18 protein-coding genes are annotated in these 20,472 nt (G+C 71.0%); 5 read left to right on the forward strand and 13 right to left on the reverse strand.

Features of this window, described 5'->3' with window-relative positions:
• The first annotated feature begins 7 nt into the window (after nt 1-7).
• Entirely contained in the window at nt 8-1,417 is a 1,410-nt protein-coding gene (locus Q5722_RS00515; protein WP_305026259.1) for an FAD-dependent oxidoreductase, read from the forward strand.
• A 7-nt stretch (nt 1,418-1,424) separates the two neighbouring features.
• Here Q5722_RS00515 and prcA read toward each other — a convergent pair whose 3' ends face one another.
• The 7 genes from prcA to Q5722_RS00550 all read right to left on the reverse strand — a co-directional run bounded on the left by prcA (nt 1,425) and on the right by Q5722_RS00550 (nt 8,887).
• Nucleotides 1,425-2,342, reverse strand: coding sequence for a proteasome subunit alpha (gene prcA / locus Q5722_RS00520; protein ID WP_305026260.1), 918 nt, complete (start codon nt 2,340-2,342; stop codon nt 1,425-1,427).
• Between the two features lie 4 nt (nt 2,343-2,346).
• Entirely contained in the window at nt 2,347-3,192 is an 846-nt protein-coding gene (gene prcB / locus Q5722_RS00525; protein WP_305026261.1) for a proteasome subunit beta, read from the reverse strand.
• Nucleotides 3,189-3,392 (reverse strand): ubiquitin-like protein Pup, encoded by a 204-nt coding sequence (locus Q5722_RS00530; protein WP_305026262.1) that lies wholly within the window; start codon nt 3,390-3,392, stop codon nt 3,189-3,191. The genes prcB and Q5722_RS00530 overlap by 4 nt, the downstream gene beginning before the upstream one ends.
• An 18-nt stretch (nt 3,393-3,410) precedes the next feature.
• A complete protein-coding gene (gene dop, locus Q5722_RS00535) occupies nt 3,411-4,919 on the reverse strand; it encodes a depupylase/deamidase Dop (protein ID WP_305026263.1) in 1,509 nt (502 codons plus the stop codon).
• A gap of 23 nt (nt 4,920-4,942) precedes the next feature.
• Nucleotides 4,943-6,577, reverse strand: a complete 1,635-nt coding sequence (gene arc, locus Q5722_RS00540; protein WP_305026264.1) for a proteasome ATPase — start codon at nt 6,575-6,577, stop codon at nt 4,943-4,945.
• 87 nt (nt 6,578-6,664) lie between these two features.
• Nucleotides 6,665-7,570 (reverse strand): tRNA (adenine-N1)-methyltransferase, encoded by a 906-nt coding sequence (locus tag Q5722_RS00545; protein ID WP_305028306.1) that lies wholly within the window; start codon nt 7,568-7,570, stop codon nt 6,665-6,667.
• A 147-nt stretch (nt 7,571-7,717) separates the two neighbouring features.
• Nucleotides 7,718-8,887 carry a site-2 protease family protein gene (locus Q5722_RS00550; RefSeq protein ID WP_305026265.1) on the reverse strand — a complete coding sequence of 390 codons (1,170 nt, stop codon included), beginning with the start codon at nt 8,885-8,887 and terminating at the stop codon, nt 7,718-7,720.
• Nucleotides 8,888-8,958: 71 nt separating this feature from the next.
• Between Q5722_RS00550 and Q5722_RS00555 the strand changes: the two genes are divergently transcribed.
• The gene (locus Q5722_RS00555) at nt 8,959-9,846 is read left to right on the forward strand and encodes a RecB family exonuclease (RefSeq protein WP_305026266.1); all 888 of its coding nucleotides are present in this window, start codon (nt 8,959-8,961) and stop codon (nt 9,844-9,846) included.
• A gap of 20 nt (nt 9,847-9,866) precedes the next feature.
• On the opposite strand, the gene Q5722_RS00560 is transcribed toward Q5722_RS00555, so the two are convergent.
• The gene (locus Q5722_RS00560) at nt 9,867-10,532 is read right to left on the reverse strand and encodes an HAD family hydrolase (protein ID WP_305026267.1); all 666 of its coding nucleotides are present in this window, start codon (nt 10,530-10,532) and stop codon (nt 9,867-9,869) included.
• 22 nt (nt 10,533-10,554) lie between these two features.
• Between Q5722_RS00560 and Q5722_RS00565 the strand changes: the two genes are divergently transcribed.
• Together Q5722_RS00565 and Q5722_RS00570 are read left to right on the forward strand one after the other, a co-directional pair.
• The gene (locus tag Q5722_RS00565; RefSeq protein ID WP_305026268.1) at nt 10,555-10,980 is read left to right on the forward strand and encodes an SRPBCC family protein; all 426 of its coding nucleotides are present in this window, start codon (nt 10,555-10,557) and stop codon (nt 10,978-10,980) included.
• Nucleotides 10,981-11,096: 116 nt separating this feature from the next.
• Nucleotides 11,097-12,365, forward strand: coding sequence for an MFS transporter (locus Q5722_RS00570; RefSeq protein WP_305026269.1), 1,269 nt, complete (start codon nt 11,097-11,099; stop codon nt 12,363-12,365).
• A gap of 13 nt (nt 12,366-12,378) precedes the next feature.
• On the opposite strand, the gene metH is transcribed toward Q5722_RS00570, so the two are convergent.
• Nucleotides 12,379-16,086 carry a methionine synthase gene (gene metH / locus Q5722_RS00575; RefSeq protein WP_305028307.1) on the reverse strand — a complete coding sequence of 1,236 codons (3,708 nt, stop codon included), beginning with the start codon at nt 16,084-16,086 and terminating at the stop codon, nt 12,379-12,381.
• Nucleotides 16,087-16,336: 250 nt separating this feature from the next.
• Here metH and Q5722_RS00580 point away from each other — a divergent pair, with 250 nt between their 5' ends.
• Complete coding sequence (locus Q5722_RS00580) at nt 16,337-17,182, forward strand: PAC2 family protein (RefSeq protein ID WP_305026270.1); 846 nt, start codon at nt 16,337-16,339, stop codon at nt 17,180-17,182.
• 18 nt (nt 17,183-17,200) lie between these two features.
• Here Q5722_RS00580 and mshC read toward each other — a convergent pair whose 3' ends face one another.
• The 4 genes from mshC to Q5722_RS00600 are packed head-to-tail and all read right to left on the reverse strand — an operon-like array spanning nt 17,201 to nt 20,455.
• On the reverse strand, nt 17,201-18,427 hold the full coding sequence (mshC, locus tag Q5722_RS00585) for a cysteine--1-D-myo-inosityl 2-amino-2-deoxy-alpha-D-glucopyranoside ligase (RefSeq protein ID WP_305026271.1): 1,227 nt from the start codon (nt 18,425-18,427) through the stop codon (nt 17,201-17,203).
• 29 nt (nt 18,428-18,456) lie between these two features.
• A complete protein-coding gene (locus Q5722_RS00590) occupies nt 18,457-19,191 on the reverse strand; it encodes an SCO1664 family protein (protein WP_305026272.1) in 735 nt (244 codons plus the stop codon).
• The gene (locus Q5722_RS00595; protein ID WP_305026273.1) at nt 19,184-19,744 is read right to left on the reverse strand and encodes a DUF3090 domain-containing protein; all 561 of its coding nucleotides are present in this window, start codon (nt 19,742-19,744) and stop codon (nt 19,184-19,186) included. The genes Q5722_RS00590 and Q5722_RS00595 overlap by 8 nt, the downstream gene beginning before the upstream one ends.
• A 9-nt stretch (nt 19,745-19,753) precedes the next feature.
• Entirely contained in the window at nt 19,754-20,455 is a 702-nt protein-coding gene (locus Q5722_RS00600; protein WP_305026274.1) for an MSMEG_4193 family putative phosphomutase, read from the reverse strand.
• Nucleotides 20,456-20,472: the final 17 nt, after the last annotated feature.

Consider the following 20,472-nt stretch of genomic DNA (forward strand, 5'->3'; position numbering starts at 1 on the left):
CACACCCATGTCGCATGCATTCTGGAGCTCTCCGTCCCTGCCGGACCGTCCCGCCCTGGCCGCCGACGCGACGTACGACGTCGTGGTGGCGGGTGGCGGGGTCAGTGGCCTGCTCGTCGCCGTGCTGCTGGCGAGGGCCGGGAGGCGTGTGGCGGTGCTCGAGGCGCGGCGCGTCGGCGACGGCACCACCGGCCACAGCACAGCCAAGGTGTCGATCCTGCAGGGCAGCCGGCTCGCGACGATCATGGAGCACCACCCCTCCGACCTCGCGCGCGCCTACGTCGACGGCAACCGCGAGGGGCAGGCGTGGCTGCGCCGCCACCTCGAGGAGAACGAGGTCCCGCACCGCGCCGCGACGGCCTGGACCTACGCCACCACGGACGAGGGCGCGGTGAAGGTGTCCGCGGAGGCCGACGCCTCGCGGGCCGCAGGGCTCGACGTCCTGCGCACCGCCGACATCGGCCTCCCCTTCCAGGTGACCGACGCGATCGGCCTGGCCGACCAGGTGCTCATCGACCCGATGGACCTCGTGCGCTCCCTCCTGGCCGAGCTCGAGGCGCACGGAGGCGTCGTCCACGAGGGCACGCGGGTGACCGGAGCCGACGCAGACGGTGACTGGCTGGGCGTGACCACGGACGGCGGCCACCACGTGCGCGCCCGCCACCTGGTGCTCGCCACGGGCTGCCCGGTGCTCGACCGAGGGGGCTGGTTCGGACGCCTGACCGCTCATCGCTCCTATGCGCTGGCGGTCGAAGGCGTGTCGCCGCCTGTCGGCATGTACCTCTCGGTCGATCCGACGACGCGGTCGCTGCGCCCTGCCGGCGCCGACGGAGAGGTGCTCCTGGTCGGCGGCAACAACCACGTCACCGGGCGCGGTCCGGACGAGGCGGAGCAGCTCGAGAAGCTGGCCTCATGGACCCGGGACACCTTCCCGGGCGGCCGGATCACGCACCGCTGGTCGGCCCAGGACTGGCACGGGCCGAGCGGGCTGCCCTACGCCGGACCGCTCGTGCCGCGCGATGACCGCGTGCACGTGATGACCGGTTACGCCAAGTGGGGCTTCACCAACGCAGCAGCCGGGGCGCTGGTGCTCTCCAAGCGGATCCTCGGCGGCGAGCTGCCGCCGTGGGAGCACGCGTGGGCGACCTGGTCCGGAGCGGACCTGCGGGGAATCCCCGACGTGCTCAAGGCGAACGCGATGGTGGCCGCCGAGATGGTCGCGGGCCACGTCACGCGGGGGCCGTTGCAGCGCCTGACCGGGAGTCACGACGACCCGGCGCCGGTCTGCACGCACCTCGGCGGACGGTTGCGCTGGAACGACGCCGAGCAGAGCTGGGACTGTCCCCTGCACGGATCGCGCTTCGCGGCCGACGGGAGCGTGCTGGACGCTCCCGCCTGCCGCGCGCTCGATCTGTAGGAGCAGGTCAGGCAGGCGGCGCCGGCGGCGGGGTCGAGGGCCCCACCGGCGGCAGCACCTGGGTGGGCTGGTCGGGTGCTCCCGGCTCGCCCGTGAGCGGGTTCTCCAGGGGCGGGACGTCGCCCCCGGGGAGGTCGGTCGGGTCTGCCACGTCGTCGGCCGGGAGGTCGCGGGCGGCGCGGCCCGGGTCGGTGTCCTCGGCCTGGGGGCCGTCGTGCGCCTCCGGCCCACGGGGTCCGAGCAGGTCGGTGAGCTGCTGGCCCCGGATCCGCTTGAACTTCCGCGGCTGCGAACGCGTGCGGTCGAGCACGGCGACCTCGAGGTCCTCGTCGGGCACGACGCGGTCGCCGGCCTCCGAGTGGCCGAGCGCCGCCACGGCCAGCCGCAGGGCGGAGGCGAGGTCGGCCCCGGGCGCATAGCGCTCCTTCAGGTACGCGGCGACGACGTCCGCGGCGCCGCCCATGACGGCATAGCCCTGCTCGTCGGCCACCTGGCCGTCGTAGGTGAGGCGGTACAGCTGGTCACCGGCCGCCGTGTCACCGATCTCCGCGACGAAGATCTCCACCTCGTAGGGCTTCTCTCCCCCACTGCTGAAGATCGTGCCGAGGGTCTGGGCGTAGGCGTTGGCGAGCCCGCGGCCGGTGACGTCGCGCCGGTCGTAGGCGTAGCCCCGCATGTCGGCCAGGCGGACGCCGGCGATGCGGAGGTTCTCGAACTCGTTGTAGCGGCCGACGGCGGCGAAGGCGATCCGGTCGTAGATCTCCGAGACCTTGTGCAGCGCCTGGCTGGGGTTCTCCGAGACGAACAGGACCCCGTCGGCGTACTGCACGGCCACGACGGAGCGGCCCCGGGCGATGCCCTTGCGCGCGAAGTCGGCCCGGTCCTTCATCATCTGCTCGGGCGAGACGTAGAACGGCATGCTCATGGGCTCAGACCTCCAGGGCTGCGGCGGGGCCGTCGGGCCGGCGCATGCGGCCGTCGATGACGCGGTCGGCGATGGTGGCGACGTCCTCGTGAAGCAGTCGCTGGCCTCCCTCGGCGGTGATCACCTGCACGACCGGGAAGATCCGGCGCGTCACGTCGGGACCGCCGGTCGCCGAGTCGTCGTCCGCAGCGTCGTACAGCGCCTCGACGACGGCCTGGACGGTCGCCTCGGCCGTCAGGTCGTCGCGGTAGAGCTTCTTGAGCGAGCCACGGGCGAAGAGCGATCCGGACCCCACCGAGTGGAAGGCGGTCTCCTCGTAGCGGCCGCCGGTCACGTCGTAGGAGAAGATCCGGCCGATGCCGGCGTCGAGGTCGAAACCCGCGAACAGGGGGACGACCGCGAGGCCCTGCATCGCCAGCCCGAGGTTGCCGCGGATCAGGGCCGCGAGGCGGTTGGCCTTGCCGTCCATCGACAGCGTCGAGCCCTCGATCTTCTCGTAGTGCTCGAGCTCGGTCTGGAAGAGGCGGACCATCTCGACGGCGAGGCCAGCCGTGCCCGCGATGCCGACGCAGGAGTACTCGTCGGCAGGGAACACCTTCTCGATGTCGCGCTGGGCGATGATGTTGCCCATCGTCGCGCGACGGTCGCCGGCCATGACCACACCGCCGTTGAACGTCGCAGCGACGATCGTGGTGCCGTGCGGAGCGAGGTCGCCCGCACTGCCGAGGCCCGTCGCGCGGGAGCTGGGCAGCAGGTCGGGCTGGTGCGTGCTCAGGAAGTCGGTGAACGACGAGGTGCCGGGCGCCATGAACGACGACGGCAGCGCCGCACCCCGGTCGAGGGCGCTCATTCGCCGCCCTTCTGGATGAACGACTTCACGAAGTCCTCGGCGTTGGACTCGAGCACGCCGTCGATCTCGTCGAGGATCGCGTCGATGTCCTCGTCGAGCTGCTCCTTGCGCTCGGCGACCGTCTCGTCAGAGGTCGTCTCCGCGACTTCCTCGACGGACTCCTCCGCCGACTTCTTCGGGTGCTTCTGCTCCTGGGCCATGCCTCGACACTAGCCGGATCAGCGGGTCAGTTCACGGAACAACTGCTCAGCAGTTGCGCAACGATCCAGCAGCGCCTCGACATGGTGCCGGGTCCCTCGCAGCGGGTCGAGCGTCGGGATGCGGTGGAGCGTGTCGTGGCCGGGGAGGTCGAGGATCACCGAGTCCCACGAGGCGGCGGCGATGCCGTCGCCGTAGCGCTGGAGGCACTGGCCGCGGAACCACGCCCGGGTGTCCTCCGGCGGCTGGTGCACCGCGCGCTCGACGCTCGCGGGGTCGACCAGGGTGACCATCCGGCCCAGTGACACCAGCCGGTGGTACAGCCCCTTCTCGGGACGGATGTCGGCGTACTGCAGGTCGATGGCGTGGAGCTTGGCATCGGACCAGTCCAGCCCGTCGCGGTCGCGGTAGGACTGCAACAGCTGGAGCTTCGCCACCCAGTCGAGCTCGCGCGCGCAGAGCATCGGGTCGCGCTCCAGGCGGTCGAGGACGGACTCCCAGCGGTGCAGGACGTCGCGGGTCTGGGCGTCGGCGTCGACGCCGTAGCGGTCCTCGACGTACTTCCGGGCGAGATCGAGGTACTCGAGCTGGAGCTGGACCGCCGTGAGGTGCCGGCCGTCCTTGAGTGGCACGGCGAGGGTGCAGGTCGGGTCGTGGCTGATCGCCCGCAGGCTGGCCACCGGGGTCGCGAGCTGGAGGTCACGGTCGACGAAGCCGTCCTCGATCATCGCCAGCACGAGCGACGTCGTGCCGAGCTTGAGGTACGTCGAGGTCTCGGCGAGGTTCGCGTCGCCGATGATCACGTGCAGCCGCCGGTAGACGGCCGGATCTGCGTGCGGCTCGTCGCGGGTGTTGATGATCGGTCGCTTGAGCGTCGTCTCCAGCCCGACCTCGACCTCGAAGAAGTCCGACCGCTGGGTGATCTGGAACCCGTGGCCCGCGCCGTCCTGACCGATGCCGACCCGGCCCGCGCCGCACACGACCTGGCGGCTGACGAGGAACGGCGTCAGGTGCCGCACGATCGCCGCGAAGGGCGTCGTGCGCCGCATCAGGTAGTTCTCGTGGGCGCCGTAGGAGGCTCCCTTGTTGTCGGTGTTGTTCTTGTAGAGCTGGATCGGAGCCGCGCCGGGCACCTGGGCAGCCAGCCGGCTGGCCTCGAGCATCACCTGCTCCCCCGCGCGGTCCCAGCGCACGACGTCGAGCGGGTTGGTGCACTCGGGGGTGGAGTACTCGGGGTGGGCGTGGTCGACGTAGAGCCGGGCCCCGTTGGTGAGGATCACGTTGGCGAGCCCGAGGTCCTCGTCGGTGAGCTGGCTGGCGTCGGCCGTCGCGCGCGACATGTCGAAGCCACGCGCGTCACGCAGCGGCGACTCCTCCTCGAAGTCCCAGCGCGCACGTCGGGCACGGAGTGTGGCCGAGGCGTAGGCGTTCACGATCTGCGACGAGGCGTGCATCGGGTTGGCCGTGGGCTGACCCGTCACCGAGATGCCGTACTCCACCTCGGTGCCCATCACGCGGACGACGCTCATGGCACGCTCCCCTCCGCCGGGGCTCAGAGGTACTGGCCGGTGTTGGCGACCGTGTCGATCGAGCGACCGGGCTCCGTGCCCTGCTTGCCGGTGATCAGCGTGCGGATGAAGACGATCCGCTCGCCCTTCTTGCCGGAGATGCGGGCCCAGTCGTCGGGGTTGGTGGTGTTGGGGAGGTCCTCGTTCTCCTTGAACTCGTCCACGCACGCCTGGAGCAGGTGCTGCACGCGCAGCCCCTTCTGGTCGTGGTCGAGGAGGTCCTTGATCGCCATCTTCTTCGCGCGGTCGACGATGTTCTGGATCATCGCGCCGGAGTTGAAGTCCTTGAAGTAGAGGACCTCCTTGTCTCCGTTGGCATAGGTGACCTCGAGGAAGCGGTTCTCCTCGGTCTCGGTGTACATCCGCTCGACCGCGGCACGGATCATCCCGTTGACGGTCGCGGCCCGGTCGCCGCCGAACTCCGCCAGGTCCTCGGCGTGCAGCGGCAGGTCGGCCACGAGGTACTTCGAGAAGATGTCGCGGGCGGCCTCGGCATCGGGACGCTCGATCTTGATCTTCACGTCGAGGCGGCCGGGACGCAGGATCGCCGGGTCGATCATGTCCTCGCGGTTGGAGGCACCGATCACCAGGACGTTCTCCAGCAGCTCGACGCCGTCGATCTCGCTGAGCAGCTGCGGGACGATGGTGTTCTCCACGTCGGAGCTCACCCCCGAGCCACGGGTGCGGAAGAGCGAGTCCATCTCGTCGAAGAAGACGATGACGGGGGTGCCCTCGGAGGCCTTCTCCCGCGCGCGCTGGAAGACCAGCCGGATGTGGCGCTCGGTCTCGCCGACGTACTTGTTGAGGAGCTCGGGGCCCTTGATGTTGAGGAAGTAGGACTTCCCCTCCTGGCCGGTCTTCTCCGCGACCTTCTTGGCCAGGCTGTTGGCGACCGCCTTGGCGATCAGCGTCTTGCCACAGCCCGGAGGGCCGTAGAGCAGCACGCCCTTCGGCGGCTTGAGCTGGTGCTCCTTGAAGAGCTCCGGGTAGAGGTAGGGAAGCTCGACCGCGTCGGTGATCTGGTCGATCTGGGCACCGAGTCCGCCGATGTCGGAGTAGTGGATGTCGGGGACCTCCTCGAGGACCAGCTCCTCGACCTCCGACTTCGGCACCTTCTCGTAGACGTAGCCCGCGCGCACGTCGAGCAGGAGGGAGTCACCCGCGCGGAGCTTCTCCGCCTTCAGCGGCTCGGCGATGCGGACGACGCGCTCCTCGTCGGCGTTCGCGATGACCAGGACGCGTTCGGCGTCGGCCAGCACCTCCTTGAGCATGACGACCTCGCCGACCTGCTCGAAGGCCATGGCGTCGACGACGTTGAGCGCCTCGTTGAGCATGACCTCCTGGCCACGCTGCAGCGCCTCCGCGTCGACGTTGGGGCTGACGTGCACCCGGAGCTTGCGGCCCCCGGTGAAGACGTCGACCGAGCCGTCGTCGTTGCGCTGGAGGAACGTGCCGAAGCCTGCCGGCGGCTGCGCGAGCCGGTCGACCTCCTCCTTGAGCGTGACGATCTGGTCGCGGGCGTCGCGCAGCGTCTGCGCGAGCCTCTCGTTCTGCGCGGTGACAGCAGCGAGTGACCGCTGTGCCTCCAGGAGCCTCAGGTCCGGGTCGGATGCCGACATGTGCGCCACCTCCTTGCTGCGACATTACCCAGATCCACGCCAGGGGAAAGGGATTAGCCGCGCAGAGGCAGCAACTTCATCGACCTGTTACGCGTCGCGCTCCTCCAGCGACTGCTCGCTGAGGTCGGCGGGACGCGGTCCGAAGTAGTCCGCGCCGTAGGCCCCGGGGGCTGGACGACGGGTCTTGCGGGGCGGCTTCTCCCCCGGCGCCATGCGGCGCGCGGTGCACAGGAACGCCGTGTGGCCGATCATCTTGTGGTCGGGGCGCACCGCGAGGCCCTCGACGTGCCAGTCGCGGTTGAGGGACTCCCAGGCGTGCGGCTCGGTGAAGCCACCGTGCACGCGGACCGTCTCGACGAAGCGGCTCAGCTGGGTCGTGGTGGCGACGTACGCGATGAGGATGCCGCCCGGGGTCAGCGCGTCGGCCGCGGCGTCGACGCACTCCCAGGGGGCCAGCATGTCGAGGATGACGCGGTCCGCGCGGATGCCGGAGGCCGGCAGCGCCTCGGCCAGGTCGCCGAGCCGCAGGCTCCACGACGGGTGCTCGCCGCCGAAGAACTGCGTGACGTTCTTGCGGGCGACGTCGGCGAACTCCTCCCGGCGCTCGAAGGAGTGCACCTGCCCGTAGGGCCCGACCGCGCGCAGCAGCGAGCAGGTCAGTGCGCCCGAGCCGACACCGGCCTCGACCACGACTGCGCCCGGGAAGATGTCGGCCATCGCCACGATCTGCGCCGAGTCCTTGGGGTAGATCACCGCGGCACCACGCGGCATCGAGACCACGAACTCGCTCAGCAGAGGCCGGAAGACCAGGTACTCGGCGCCACCGGAGGACCGGACCGTGAAGCCCTCCTCCCGCCCGATCAGGTCGTCGTGCTCGAGGTGGCCGCGGTTGCTGAAGAACCGCTTGCCCTCCACCAGCTCGAAGTTGTGCTTGCGCCCCTTGGAGTCGACCAGGCGCACCCACTCGCCGGCACGCAGCGGGCCACGGTGCACGCCGGACCAGGCCGCGGAGGCGACGTCGGCCAGCGGTGCCGTCGTCGGCGCGACCTCCGGAGCGGGCGTCTCGGCGGGCGTCTCGGGAGTCGTCTCGGCGGCGTCAGGCATGCGGGCCAGCCTATCGGCGTACGCCCGGCCCTCCGGTCAGCGGTGGCGCTCGCGGAACGCGCGGTCGACGTCGGCCGTCGCCAGCACGCCGTAGATGCTGCCCTCGGGGTCGACCAGGAGGTACTCGTGCGCGGGCAGGAACGTGATCGCGCGGATCAGCTCCTCACCCTTGATGTCGACCGGCAGGGTCATCCCGGGCACCAGGCTCCGCGCCACGGCGGACGACGGGACCCACGGCCGGCGGTCCTCCGGCGTCGCCTGGACGGCCGCCTCGTTGACGATGCCAACAGGGCGGCCCTCGGCGTCGACGGTCACGATGCTGCCGGCCTCCGCCTCCTGGGCACGGCGTACGGCCTCGGCGATCGGCAGGTCAGCAGGTACGGCGAGCGTGCGTCGGGCCAGCCGGCGCGCCACCAGCGAGGGCAGCGTCCGACGCAGCCGCGCGCCCTGCATGGCGGCGGTCGCGCCGGTCCAGATGAAGGCGGCGAGGATCGCGGCGAAGGCCCACGACGTCACGTCGGCGGGCACGTCGTACCACCGGTCCATCGCCAGCGGCAGGAAGAGGGTGAGCACCGCGACGAGCCGGCCCGCCCAGCCAGCGACCAGCGTGCCGCGGACCTCGTTGCGCGTGGCTCCCCAGACGAGCGCCTTGAGCACGCGGCCGCCGTCGAGCGGCAGGCCGGGCAGGAGGTTGAAGATGCCGATGACCAGGTTCGCCCAGGCGAGGGTGTCGACCACCAGCCCGATCAGGCCATCGGGCAGCACCTGCGCGAGCAACCAGGCCACCAGCGCCACGCCGAGGGAGGCCAGCGGCCCGACGATCGACATGACCAGCTCCTGCCCCGGGCTGCGCGGGCCTCCGTCGACGCCGGTGTGGCCGCCGAGGAAGTGGAGCGTGATCGACTCGACGGGGTACCCGTAGCGACGCGACGCCACGGCGTGCGCTGCCTCGTGGACCAGGATGGTGAAGGCGTAGACGACCGCGATCACGAGGCCGGCGACGTACTTCCACGCACCGAGGCCGGGCTCGGCCTCCTCCACGACGGGCGCCATGATCACGGCGATCAGGGCGGCCAGCAGGAACCAGGTCCGGGAGACGTGGACGTCGACCCCGAGGAACCGGCCGAGCCGGAAGTGCCCGGGAGGGACCGGAGCGGGAGTCCGGCGCTCGGGCTCGCTCGGCGTCGGGACGTCGTGTGCTGGCACGGCCCGAGGCTAGCGGATCCCCGGTACGGACCAGCGCCGTCACTGTCGGGGGTCTCGCCTAGATTTCCTGCATGAGCTCGCCCGCGGACGTCCACTCCACCCCCGTCGACGGGGTGGAGGTCATCGGTGCGCTCTCCCCGAGCCGCGCCGGCGACTTCATGACCTGTCCCCTGCTCTATCGCTACCGGTCGATCGACAAGCTGCCCGAGGCGCCGTCTCCCGCGGCGGTGCGCGGCACGGTGGTGCACAAGGTCCTCGAGGACCTCTTCGACCTCGAGGCCACGGAGCGGACGCCGGAGCGTGCCCAGGAGATGGTGGTGCCGTCGTGGGAGGCGCTCCTCGCGGCCGAGCCGGGGCTGGAGGCGATGTTCGGAGACGACGGCCCGGAGGTCGGCGCCTGGCTCGCCGAGTGCCGGCGCTCACTGGAGAAGTACTTCACCCTCGAGGACCCCACGCGCCTGCAACCCTCCGAGCGCGAGCTCTACGTCGAGACCGTGCTCGACTCGAGGCTGCTGATCCGTGGCTTCATCGACCGCGTCGAGGAGGCGCCCGACGGCCGGGTGCGGATCAGTGACTACAAGACCGGCCGCAGCCCCGGGGAGCTTTTCGAGGCCAAGGCGCTCTTCCAGATGAAGTTCTACGCCCTCGTCTGGTGGAAGACGCGTGGCGTGGTCCCGGCGATGCTGCAGCTGATCTACCTGGGCAACGGGGAGACGGTGAGCTACGCCCCCGACGAGGCCGATCTGCGGGCGCTCGAGCGGAAGGTCGACGCCGTCTTCGACGCCATCCGCAAGGCCGAGCTGACCGGCGACTGGCGGCCCCGCAAGTCACGCCTGTGCGACTGGTGCTCCTTCCAGGAGCACTGCCCGGAGTTCGGCGGCGAGATCCTCCCGCTGCCGATGGTGCGCGAGGCGCTCGCGGCTGCGGGCGACCTGGGCACCGACCTGACCGACGACTGAGGCTCGGCTCAGTCCGGTGGTCAGGGCGCGAGCGTGAGCAGGTCCGCAGGGGTCAGGCCCTCCAGCGAGTCGCGGAAGACCCGCCGCTCCCCCGGCGCGACCGGCACGTGGCACTCGACGACCAGCACGGTGCAGCCGGCCGCCTCTGCGGAGGTCGCACCGGTGTTGGAGTCCTCGATCGCGAGGCACGTCTCCGGCGCGAGGCCGAGTCCGGCGGCGGCCTTCAGGTACGGCTCCGGGTGCGGCTTTCCCTGGCTGACCCGGTCGCCGGTGACGATCTCGGCGAACGCCCCGTCCGGCAGCTCGGCGAGGATGGGGTCGACGAAGCGCTGGTAGCTCATGGTCACCAGGGCGCACGGCACGCCCGCGGCGAGGAGCTCGGCCAGCAGGGCGCGGGCGCCGGGACGCCAGGGCACCGCGTGCTCGACCCGGGCGACGACGCCGTCGAGCAGCAGCTCCACGACCTCCTCGGGCGTGAGCCGCGAACCGGGCGACCCGGGGTCGAACATGTGCCGCAGGATGTAGCGGCCCGACTCGAGCAGGTCGTTGCCGACCAGCGCGAGGCCGTGCTCGTGCGTCCAGTGGCCGCCGTACCGCTCGGCGAGGTCGAACTCGGCCTCCATCCAGTAGGGCTCGGTGTCGACCAGGGTGCCGTCCATGTCCCAGAGGACCGCCGCGTGCTTCACGGAAGGATCCTAGGATCACGCCATGCGAGCAACGAGCACGGCCACCGTCCGGGTCAACATCGACGAGGCCTGGCGGATCCTGTCCGACCACGCCGGCATGACCGACTGGGGTCCGGGCGTGACCGCCGTCGTGACCAAGCCGGGCACCCCGGAGCCCAACGGCGTCGGCGCCGTCCGGAAGATCACCGCCCCGGGCCCCGCCCCGGCCATCGTCGAGGAGATCACCACGTTCGAGGCCCCCACGCGACTCGGCTACAAGGCGCTGGCCGGCGTTCCGTTCGCGGACTACGCCGGTGAGGTCAGCCTGGTCGCGACGGAGTCCGGCACCGAGATCACCTGGACGCTCAGTGCCCGTCAGCGCGTGCCCTTCGTCGAGCAGAAGGCGCTGAAGGCGCTCTCCCTGGGCCTGCTGCAGGCCTACGTCCGTCGCCTCAAGCGCGCCGCCTGACCCACCGTCCCTCGGCGATGCCGATCAGGACGGCCCTTCCCGGCTGGGCGCGGGCTGTCCTGGTCGGTGTCGCGGGTGCCCGCCTGCAGGTGCCGGGTACGGCTAGCGTGCGAGATGTGACGACGGCACGCTCGGTCCAGCGGACCTACCTCCTCCTCATGCTGGGCAACACGCTGGCGGCGTCGCTGATCTGGGGCATCAACACGATCTTCCTGCTCGACTCCGGGCTGTCGAACCTCGAGGCGTTCGCCGCCAACGCCGCGTTCACGGCCGGCATGGTCCTCTTCGAGATCCCGACCGGCATCGTGGCCGACACGGTCGGCCGGCGTGCGTCGTACCTCCTGGGGACCGTGACCCTCGCCGCCTCGACGCTCTTCTACGTCGGCCTGTGGCAGGTCCACGGGCCGTTCTGGCTCTGGCTGGCCGCATCGGTCCTGATCGGCCTCGGGTTCACCTTCTTCTCCGGCGCCGTGGAGGCGTGGCTGGTCGATGCACTCGCCGCCACGGGCTTCGACGGCTCGCTGGACAGCGTCTTCGGCCGCGGACAGATGGTCTCCGGGGCCGGCATGCTGGTCGGATCCGTGGCCGGCGGATGGGTCGCCCAGCACGCGAGCCTGGGCGTGCCGTACCTGGTCCGCGCCGGCGTCCTGCTGCTCATGCTCGTGTTCGCAGCCGTCGCGATGCGCGACCTCGGGTTCGCCCCCGAGCGCCATGGCACGGTCGGCCAGGAGGTGGCGCGGCTGGCACGCCAGACCGTCGACCTCGGCTGGCAGGTGCCCGCGATCCGCTGGCTCATGGTGCAGGCGCTGGTCACCGGTGGCGTCGGGCTCTACGCGTTCTACGCGCTCCAGCCCTACCTGCTCCAGCTGTACGGGGACCCGCACGCCTACCAGGTGGCCGGGCTGGTCGCAGCTGCCGTGGCCCTCGCCCAGATGGCCGGCGGCCTGGCCGCCGGGCAGGTACGCCGGCTCGCGCGCCGGCGCACGTCCGCGCTCATGCTCACCACGGCGATCGCGGTGGCGGCGATGCTGGCGATCGGGTCTGTCGACTCCTTCGGTGCGGTGCTGGCGCTCAGCGGGCTCTGGGGCCTGACCTTCGCCGCGTTCACGCCGGTGCGGCAGAGCTACCTCAACGGCCTCATCCCGTCCCGGCAACGCGCGACGCTGCTGTCGGCCGACTCGCTGATGAGCTCGGCAGGCGGGGTCTGGGCCCAGCCGGCGCTGGGTCGTGTCGCCGACCTCCGCGGCTACGCCGCGTCGTACCTCGTCGCCGCGGGGATCAGCGCGGTCGCGATCCCCCTGATCGCACTGTCACGGCGCACGGACGCCCCGGCCGACTCCTACGAGCCGACCGGGGCGTCCGGGTCAGACGGGTCCAGCGGCTGACGCCGCCTCCGGCCTAGTCCTCCGGGTCGTAGGCGAGGTTGGCCGAGAGCCACCGCTCGGCCTCGGCCAGCGTCCAGCCCTTGCGCTCGGCGTAGTCGGCCACCTGGTCACGCCCGACGCGGCCGACCACGAAGTACTGCGAGTCCGGGTGGCTGAAGTAGAAGCCCGAGACGGAGGCGCCCGGCCACATGGCCATCGACTCGGTCAGCTCGATGCCCGTGGTCGCCTCGACGTCGAGGAGCTCCCACAGGGTGCGCTTCTCGGTGTGCTCGGGGCACGCCGGGTACCCGGGCGCAGGGCGGATGCCGGCGTACTGCTCCTTGATCAGCGCCACGTTGTCGAGGTGCTCGTCGGGCGCGTAGCCCCAGAACTCCTTGCGGACCCGCTCGTGCATCCGCTCCGCGAACGCCTCCGCGAGGCGGTCGGCGAGCGACTCGAGCAGGATCGCGTTGTAGTCGTCGAGCCGCTCCTTGAACTCCTTGACCTTCTCCACCGAGCCCAGGCCCGCCGTCACCGCGAAGGCGCCGACGTAGTCCTTGAGCCCGGTGGACTTCGGCGCGACGAAGTCCGAGAGCGCCTTGTTGGCGATGCCCTCGCGGTGCTCGCCCTGCTGGCGCAGGTGGTGCAGCACGGTCCGCACCTCGGTGCGGTGGTCGTCGGTGTAGAGCTCGATGTCGTCACCGACCGCGTTGGCCGGGAAGAGGCCGATGACACCGCTGGCCGAGAGCCACTTCTCCTCGATCAGCTGGTCGAGCATCGCCTGCGCGTCGTCGTACAGCTTGCGGGCAGCCGGACCCGACGCCGGGTTGTTCAGGATGTCCGGGAACGACCCCTTCATCTCCCAGGCGTTGAAGAACGGCTGCCAGTCGATGTAGCGGCGCAGCTCGGTCAGCGAGTAGTCCTTGAACACCTTCACGTACTGGGTCGCGTGCCGCTCGCCGATGTTGGCGACCGCGCTGACGTCGTGGCTCTGCTGGAGCAGCAGGTGCGGACGCGGCGGGTGGTACGTCGACCAGTCGAGCTGCGGTGCGTTGGCGCGCGCTGCCTCGAGCGTCACCATCGGGCGGTCGTTCTTGGCCGCGTGCCGCTCGCGCAGCGCGTCGTAGTCGGCCTGGACCTCGTCCATGAACTTGGGGCGCTGCTCGTCGGAGAGGAGGGTCGCCGCGACCGGCACCGAGCGCGACGCGTCCTTCACCCACACCACGGGGCCGTCGTACTTCTTGTCGACCTTCACGGCCGTGTGGGCACGCGAGGTCGTGGCGCCACCGATCAGGAGCGGGATGTCGAAGCCCTGGCGCTGCATCTCGGTCGCGACCGTGACCATCTCGTCGAGCGACGGGGTGATCAGGCCGGAGAGGCCGATGATGTCGGCGTCGTGCTCCCGGGCCGCGTCGAGGATCTTCTGCACCGGCACCATGACGCCGAGGTCGATGACCTCGAAGTTGTTGCACTGCAGGACGACGCCGACGATGTTCTTGCCGATGTCGTGCACGTCGCCCTTGACCGTCGCCATGACGATCGTGCCGTTGGTGTCCTTGCCGGTGTTGCCCGACTTCGCCTTCTCCGCCTCGATGAACGGGATCAGGTAGGCGACGGCCTTCTTCATCACGCGGGCGCTCTTCACGACCTGCGGGAGGAACATCTTGCCCGCACCGAAGAGGTCACCGACGACGTTCATGCCGTCCATGAGCGGTCCCTCGATGACCTCGATCGGACGGCCGCCGGCCTGCTCGATCTCGGCGCGCAGCTCCTCGGTGTCGGCCTCGACGTGTGCGTCGAGGCCCTTCACCAGCGCATGGGTGATCCGCTCGCGCACCGGCAGGCTCCGCCACTCCTCCGCAGCCGCCTCGGCCTGCTCGCCGGAGCCCCGGTGGGCCTCGGCGAGCTCGAGCAGGCGCTCGGTGGCGGCCTGCGGGTCCGCCGCGCGGTTGAGGACGACGTCCTCGATGGCGTCGCGCAGCTCGGGGTCGATCGAGTCGTAGGTGACCAGCGCGCCGGCGTTGACGATGCCCATCGACAGGCCCGCCTTGATGGCGTGGAAGAGGAAGACCGCGTGGATCGCCTCGCGCACCGGGTTGTTGCCGCGGAACGAGAACGAGACGTTGGAGATGCCACCGGAGATCTGCGCTCCCGGGAGGTTCTCCTTGATCCAGCGGGCGCCCTCGATGAAGTCCACGCCGTACGACGCGTGCTCCTCGATGCCGGTGGCCACGGCGAAGACGTTGGGGTCGAAGATGATGTCCTCGGCCGGGAAGCCCTCCTCCTCCACCAGGATGCGGTAGGCGCGCGCGCAGATCTCCTTGCGGCGCTCGAGGTTGTCGGCCTGGCCCTCCTCGTCGAAGGCCATCACCACGACGGCCGCGCCGTACTTGCGGCACAGGCGGGCCTGCGTGCGGAACTCCTCCTCGCCGGCCTTCATGGAGATGGAGTTGACGATCGGCTTGCCCTGGATCGTCTTCAGGCCGGCCTCGATGACCTCCCACTTCGAGGAGTCGACCATGATCGGGACCCGGCTGATGTCGGGCTCGGACGCGATCAGCTTGAGGAAGCGGTCCATCGCGGCGACGCCGTCGATCATGCCCTCGTCCATGTTGACGTCGATGACCTGCGCGCCGGCCTCGACCTGCTGCGCGGCGACCTGGAGGGCGGTGTCGTAGTCGCCGTCCTTGATCAGGTTGCGGAAGCGGGCGGAGCCGGTGATGTTGGTGCGCTCGCCGACGTTGACGAAGAGCGACTCGTCGGTGATGTTGAGCGGCTCGAGGCCCGAGAGCCGCATCGCGGGGGCGACTGTCGACGGCACACGCGGCGTGAGGCCGGTGGTGGCCTGCTGGATGCAGCCGATGTGCTCCGGGGTCGTGCCGCAGCAGCCGCCGAGGATGTTCACCAGGCCGGAGTCCGCGAACTCCTTCACGACCGCGGCCATCTGCTGGGCCGTCTCGTCGTACTCACCGAAGGCGTTGGGCAGGCCGGCGTTCGGGTAGCAGGAGACGAAGCAGTCCGCGATCCGGGCCAGCTCCGCGACGTACTGCCGCATCTCGGCGGCGCCGAGCGCGCAGTTGAGGCCGACCGCGAGCGGCTTGACGTGGCGGATCGAGTTCCAGAACGCCTCCGTCGTCTGGCCCGACAGCGTGCGTCCCGAGGCGTCGGTGATCGTGCCGGAGATGATGACCGGCCAGCGGCGGCCACGCTCCTCGAAGAGCGTCTCCACGGCGAAGATGGCGGCCTTCGCGTTGAGCGTGTCGAAGATCGTCTCGATCAGCAGGATGTCCGCGCCGCCGTCGACGAGGCCGTTGGCCTGCTCGAGGTACGCCGCGACGAGCTCGTCGTAGGAGACGTTGCGGGCGCCGGGGTCGTTGACGTCCGGCGAGATGCTGGCGGTCTTCGGGGTGGGACCGAGCGCGCCGGCGACGAAGCGCGGTCGCTCGGGGGTCGAGTACTCGTCGCAGGCCTCGCGGGCCAGGCGGGCGCCGGCGACGTTCATCTCGTAGGCGAGCGACTCCATCTCGAAGTCGGCCTGCGCGATGGTGGTCGCGCCGAAGGTGTTGGTCTCCACGATGTCCGCGCCGGCGGCGAGGTACTCCTTGTGGATGCCGCGGATCATGTCCGGCTGGGTCAGCACCAGGAGGTCGGAGTTGCCCTTGACGTCGAGGTGGAAGTCCTTGAACCGCTCGCCTCGGTACTCCGCCTCGCCCGGGGTGTGGCGCTGGATCATCGTGCCCATGGCGCCGTCGATGACGAGGATGCGCTCACGCAGCAGCGAGGTGAGGGCCTCGGTGGCGTCGGGGCGGATGTTGGGCGTGGAGTTGGACACGGGTTCCCTTCCTCATCGGAAGGCGTCCTTGGTGGTCAAACCGAGCGTGGCGGGCGCGTCATCACGACGGGTCCCGTTGCAACGCCTCTCGGTCGCCACACAGTCTAGGGGGTTCGGTGTTGTGCGTCCCACCGTGTATCGCCGTGGCTAGGCTGGAGGCGTGATCGAGATCGATGACGTCCGCGACCTGGTCGACCCTGTGGTGATCGCCGCCTTCGAGGGCTGGAACGACGCTGCCGACAGCGCCTCGTCCGTCATCGACCACCTCATGGAGGTGTGGGACGCCGAGGTCGTCGGCGCCATCGACCCCGAGGACTTCTACGACTTCCAGATGAACCGGCCCAACATCGAGTCGGGCACCGACGGGCACCGCCGGATCGTCTGGCCCACGACGCAGATCGCGATCGCCTCTCCCCCGGGGCTGGACCGCGACGTCATCCTGATCCGCGGCCTCGAGCCCAACATGCGCTGGCGTCAGTTCTGCGCCGAGCTGCTCGCGGCCTGCGACGAGCTCGGGGCATCCCTGGTGATCACGCTCGCTGCGCTCCTCGCCGACACGCCCCACACGCGTCCGCTCCCCGTGACCGGCTCGGCCACCGAGCCCGAGCTGGTCGACCGGCTGCGCGTCGAGCAGTCGTCGTACGAGGGTCCGACGGGGATCGTCGGGGTCTTCCAGGACGCGTGCGGACGGCTCGACATCCCGGCGGTCTCCTACTGGGTGGCGGTGCCGCACTACGTGGCCCAGCCGCCGTGTCCCAAGGCGTCGCTCGCACTCGTGCACGAGCTCGAGGACCTGCTCGGCTGCGCGATCCCGCTGGCCGACCTCCCCGAGGAGGCGCGCGCCTGGGAGCGCGGCGTCGACGAGCTGGCCGAGGAGGAAGAGGAGATCGGCGACTACGTCCGTGCGCTCGAGGAGACCCGGGACACCGCGGACCTTCCGGAGGCGTCGGGCGAGGCGATCGCCCGGGAGTTCGAGCAGTACCTCAAGCGGCGCAACACCGAGTGAGGCCAGCGGCGCGGGGGCTCAGGCCTTGAGCCCCAGCCCCGCGTCGAGGACGGCCCGGATCTGGTCGGCGGCGTAGATGTCCTTGTGGTCGCCAGCGCTCGTCGCCGCAGCCCACGCGTCGATCGCCGCGACGGCCGCGGGGGCGTCGAGGTCGTTGGCGAGCGCCGCGAGCACCTGCTCGACGACCGGGCCCGCCGGCGCGCCGACACCGTGGCGCAGCGCCTCGCGCCACCGGTCCAGCATGTCCTCGGCGTTCCACAGGTTCTGGGCGGTCCACTCCCAGTCCTCGCGGTAGTGGTGCAGCAGGAGGCTCAGCCGGATCGCGGCCGGGTCGACCTCGCTGCGGCGGAGCTCGTTGACGAAGACCAGGTTGCCCTTGGACTTCGACATCTTCTCGCCGTCGTACGCCACCATGCCCGCGTGCACGTAGGCGTGAGCGAACCGCTCGCCCTCGGCGACCTGCGCCTCGCCGGCGCACATCTCGTGGTGCGGGAAGGACAGGTCGCTGCCGCCGGCCTGGACGTCGAACGCGTGGCCGAGGTGCTCCAGCGCGATCGCCGTGCACTCGATGTGCCAGCCGGGCCGGCCCTTGCCGAACGGGCTGTCCCAGCTCGGCTCCCCGTCGCGCTCGGCACGCCACAGGACGCAGTCGAGGGGGTCCTTCTTGCCGGGACGCTCCGGGTCGCCACCGCGCTCGCCGAAGAGCGCCAGCATCTGCTCCCGGTCCAGGCCGGACACCTCGCCGAACGCCTTGTCGGCGTTGACCTCGAAGTAGAGGTCGCCCTCGACGTCGTAGACCACGCCCTGCTCCTGCAGCTTCTGGATGAGGGCGATAACGAGCGGGATGGACTCGACTGCGCCGACGTAGTGGTCCGGCGGGAGGACGCGCAGCGCCTCCATGTCCTCGCGGAAGAGCTGGGTCTCGCGCAGGGCGAGCTCCTCCCACGGCACGTTGACCTTGGCGGCGCGCTCGAGCAGCGGGTCGTCGACGTCGGTGACGTTCTGGACGAAGGTCACCGCGTGACCCGCGTTGCGCCAGGCGCGGTTGAGCAGGTCCATGCCGATGTACGTCGCTGCGTGGCCCATGTGCGTGGCGTCGTACGGCGTGATGCCGCAGACGTACATGCGGGCCCCGGTCTCGGCGGGGCTCGTCTCGACCAGTCCGCCGGTGGCGGTGTCGTGGACCCGGACGACGGGTCCCTTGACCTGCAGAGGGGCGATCTCGGGAGCAGACCAGGCGCGCATGCTGGAACTCTAGACGGTCGGTGTGACGCTCAGAGCGCAGGCCACGGGATGGCGGGCCACTCGCCCGACGGCGGCGGGAAGACACCCGCGTCCAGCAGGGCGCCGGCCCGCGTGCGGAACGCCTCGATCTCGTCGTCGCTGAGGAGCCGGGAGAGCTGCCCGGTCAGGGCGCCGTCCGTGGCCACGTGCGCGACCGCTCGTCGTTCCTCCTCGGTCAGCGGTTCGCCGATCCAGCCCCACAGCACCGTGCGGAGCTTCGGATCCGTGTGGAAGGTGACCCCGTGGTCGATGCCGAAGCGCTCCGCGCCCCGGCTGAGCACGTGACCGCCCTTGCGGTCGGCGTTGTTGACCAGGACGTCCAGGAGCGCGATGCGACGCAGCGCCGCGGACTCCTCGTGGACCAGCAGCACCGGTCGGCCGGTCTCGTCGCGGGCCTCGAGGACGACGACCTGTCCCGGCAGCTGTTCGCCGGGCAGCACCACGTCCACGGCGGCCTGGCCCGGATCCTCCTCGATCCACTCCTGGAGCATCCCCGGTCCGTGCGGGCCGTCGTCCAGCCAGGTCCGGGGTACGACGTGCCAGCCGAGCGCCTCCGAGACCAGGTACGTCGCGAGCTCACGGTGCGCGAGGTGGCCGCCCGGGAAGTCCCAGAGCGGCCGCTCCCCCGCCACGGGCTTGTAGACGACCTGCAGGTCGCCGAGCCGCCCGAGGAAGGTCGCGTTGGAGGCGGTCGTCAGCCGGCCCTCGAGGACCAGCTCAGCCACGTCGCTTGAAGCCGTTGGCACGGACGCAGAGGTGCCCCGACGCGTCGATCGGCTCACCGCAGAACGGGCAGTCGGGCCGACCAGCACCCACGACCTTCTGGGCACGAGCCACGAACGCACGCGCCGTCGCAGCGGCCAGGCGGACCACGAGCACCTCGCCGGCGGCCTCCTGTGCGGGCTCGCCGCTCTCATCGCCCGCGTCGACGAGCGGATAGACCTCGATGACGATGCGCTCCTCCGCGGTGTCCCACGAGAGCGTCATGGTGCCGACGCGGAACTCCTCGTCGATGGGCTGCTCGAGCGGCCCGTCGTCGGCGAGGTCGAGCGGCGCCACGGCCGGGATGATCCCGCTCGTACCACCCTGCTGCATGAGCTCGTCGAGGAGCTCGTCCACGCGCTGCGCCAGCACCGCGACCTGCTGCTTCTCGAGCGCGACGCTGACGATGCGGCGGCCCGCGCGCGCCTGCAGGAAGAACGTGCGCTGCCCGGGCGCGCCGACCGTGCCCGCCACGAACCGCTCGGGCGGGTCGAACGAGTGCATCACCGGATCCATGACGCCAGCCTAGGACCCGGCCCCTCGGGCCGCGGGGCCCGCTCCGCCACCGACCTCGGCGTCGTCCGGCCGCTCCACCGGCGCACGCAGCCAGCCCAGCTCGCCGGCATGCGTGTTCATCGCCAGGACCGTCGGACGCACGCTGCCGTAGCGGACGATCGAGACCGAGCCGGGGTCGACGTGGATGCGCTGGAAGTGGTCGAAGGGCAGGCCGAGCGCGTCGGCGAGGGCTGCCTTGATCGGGTCGCCGTGGCTCACCGCGACCCAGACGGCGCCGGCTCCGTGGGCGGCCTCGATCCGGGCGTCGTGCGCCCGCAGTGCGGCTGCGATGCGCTCGGCCATGTCGCCCAGGCACTCGCCGTCCGGGAAGGTCGCGGCCGACGGCGTCGCCTGGACCGTCCGCCACAGCGGCTCCTCGAGCAGCTCCTTGATGGCGCGCCCCTGCCAGGCGCCGTACCCGACCTCCTGGAGGGCCTCGTCGACGGTGAGGTCGAGACCGGTGGCGTCGGCGATCGGGGCCGCGGTCTGCAGGCACCGGTCCAGCGGGCTGACCGCGATCGCGACGGGGTGCGCGTCGGCGATCCGCCGGGCGACCTCCTCGGCCTGCGCTCGTCCGACGTCGTCGAGGTCCACTCCGGGCGCGCGGCCGGCGAGCACACCCGAGGTGTTCGCCGTGCTCCGCCCGTGTCGCACGAGGATCACCGTTGCCATGCCGGCGAGCGTACGCT

Source organism: Nocardioides jiangxiensis (assembly GCF_030580915.1).
GTDB lineage: Bacteria > Actinomycetota > Actinomycetes > Propionibacteriales > Nocardioidaceae > Nocardioides > Nocardioides jiangxiensis.

What these genes read in the sequence shown, in the direction of transcription:
- Q5722_RS00530 (WP_305026262.1), bottom strand. Translation starts at nt 3,392, where the DNA reads ATGGCCCAGGAGCAGAAGCACCCGAAGAAGTCGGCGGAGGAGTCCGTC.
- Q5722_RS00595 (WP_305026273.1), bottom strand. Translation starts at nt 19,744, where the DNA reads ATGGATCCGGTGATGCACTCGTTCGACCCGCCCGAGCGGTTCGTGGCG.
- Q5722_RS00600 (WP_305026274.1), bottom strand. Translation starts at nt 20,455, where the DNA reads ATGGCAACGGTGATCCTCGTGCGACACGGGCGGAGCACGGCGAACACC.
- metH (WP_305028307.1), bottom strand. Translation starts at nt 16,086, where the DNA reads ATGGGCACGATGATCCAGCGCCACACCCCGGGCGAGGCGGAGTACCGA.
- Q5722_RS00565 (WP_305026268.1), top strand. Translation starts at nt 10,555, where the DNA reads ATGCGAGCAACGAGCACGGCCACCGTCCGGGTCAACATCGACGAGGCC.
- prcA (WP_305026260.1), bottom strand. Translation starts at nt 2,342, where the DNA reads ATGAGCATGCCGTTCTACGTCTCGCCCGAGCAGATGATGAAGGACCGG.
- mshC (WP_305026271.1), bottom strand. Translation starts at nt 18,427, where the DNA reads ATGCGCGCCTGGTCTGCTCCCGAGATCGCCCCTCTGCAGGTCAAGGGA.
- prcB (WP_305026261.1), bottom strand. Translation starts at nt 3,192, where the DNA reads ATGAGCGCCCTCGACCGGGGTGCGGCGCTGCCGTCGTCGTTCATGGCG.
- arc (WP_305026264.1), bottom strand. Translation starts at nt 6,577, where the DNA reads ATGTCGGCATCCGACCCGGACCTGAGGCTCCTGGAGGCACAGCGGTCA.
- Q5722_RS00555 (WP_305026266.1), top strand. Translation starts at nt 8,959, where the DNA reads ATGAGCTCGCCCGCGGACGTCCACTCCACCCCCGTCGACGGGGTGGAG.
- Q5722_RS00515 (WP_305026259.1), top strand. Translation starts at nt 8, where the DNA reads ATGTCGCATGCATTCTGGAGCTCTCCGTCCCTGCCGGACCGTCCCGCC.
- dop (WP_305026263.1), bottom strand. Translation starts at nt 4,919, where the DNA reads ATGAGCGTCGTCCGCGTGATGGGCACCGAGGTGGAGTACGGCATCTCG.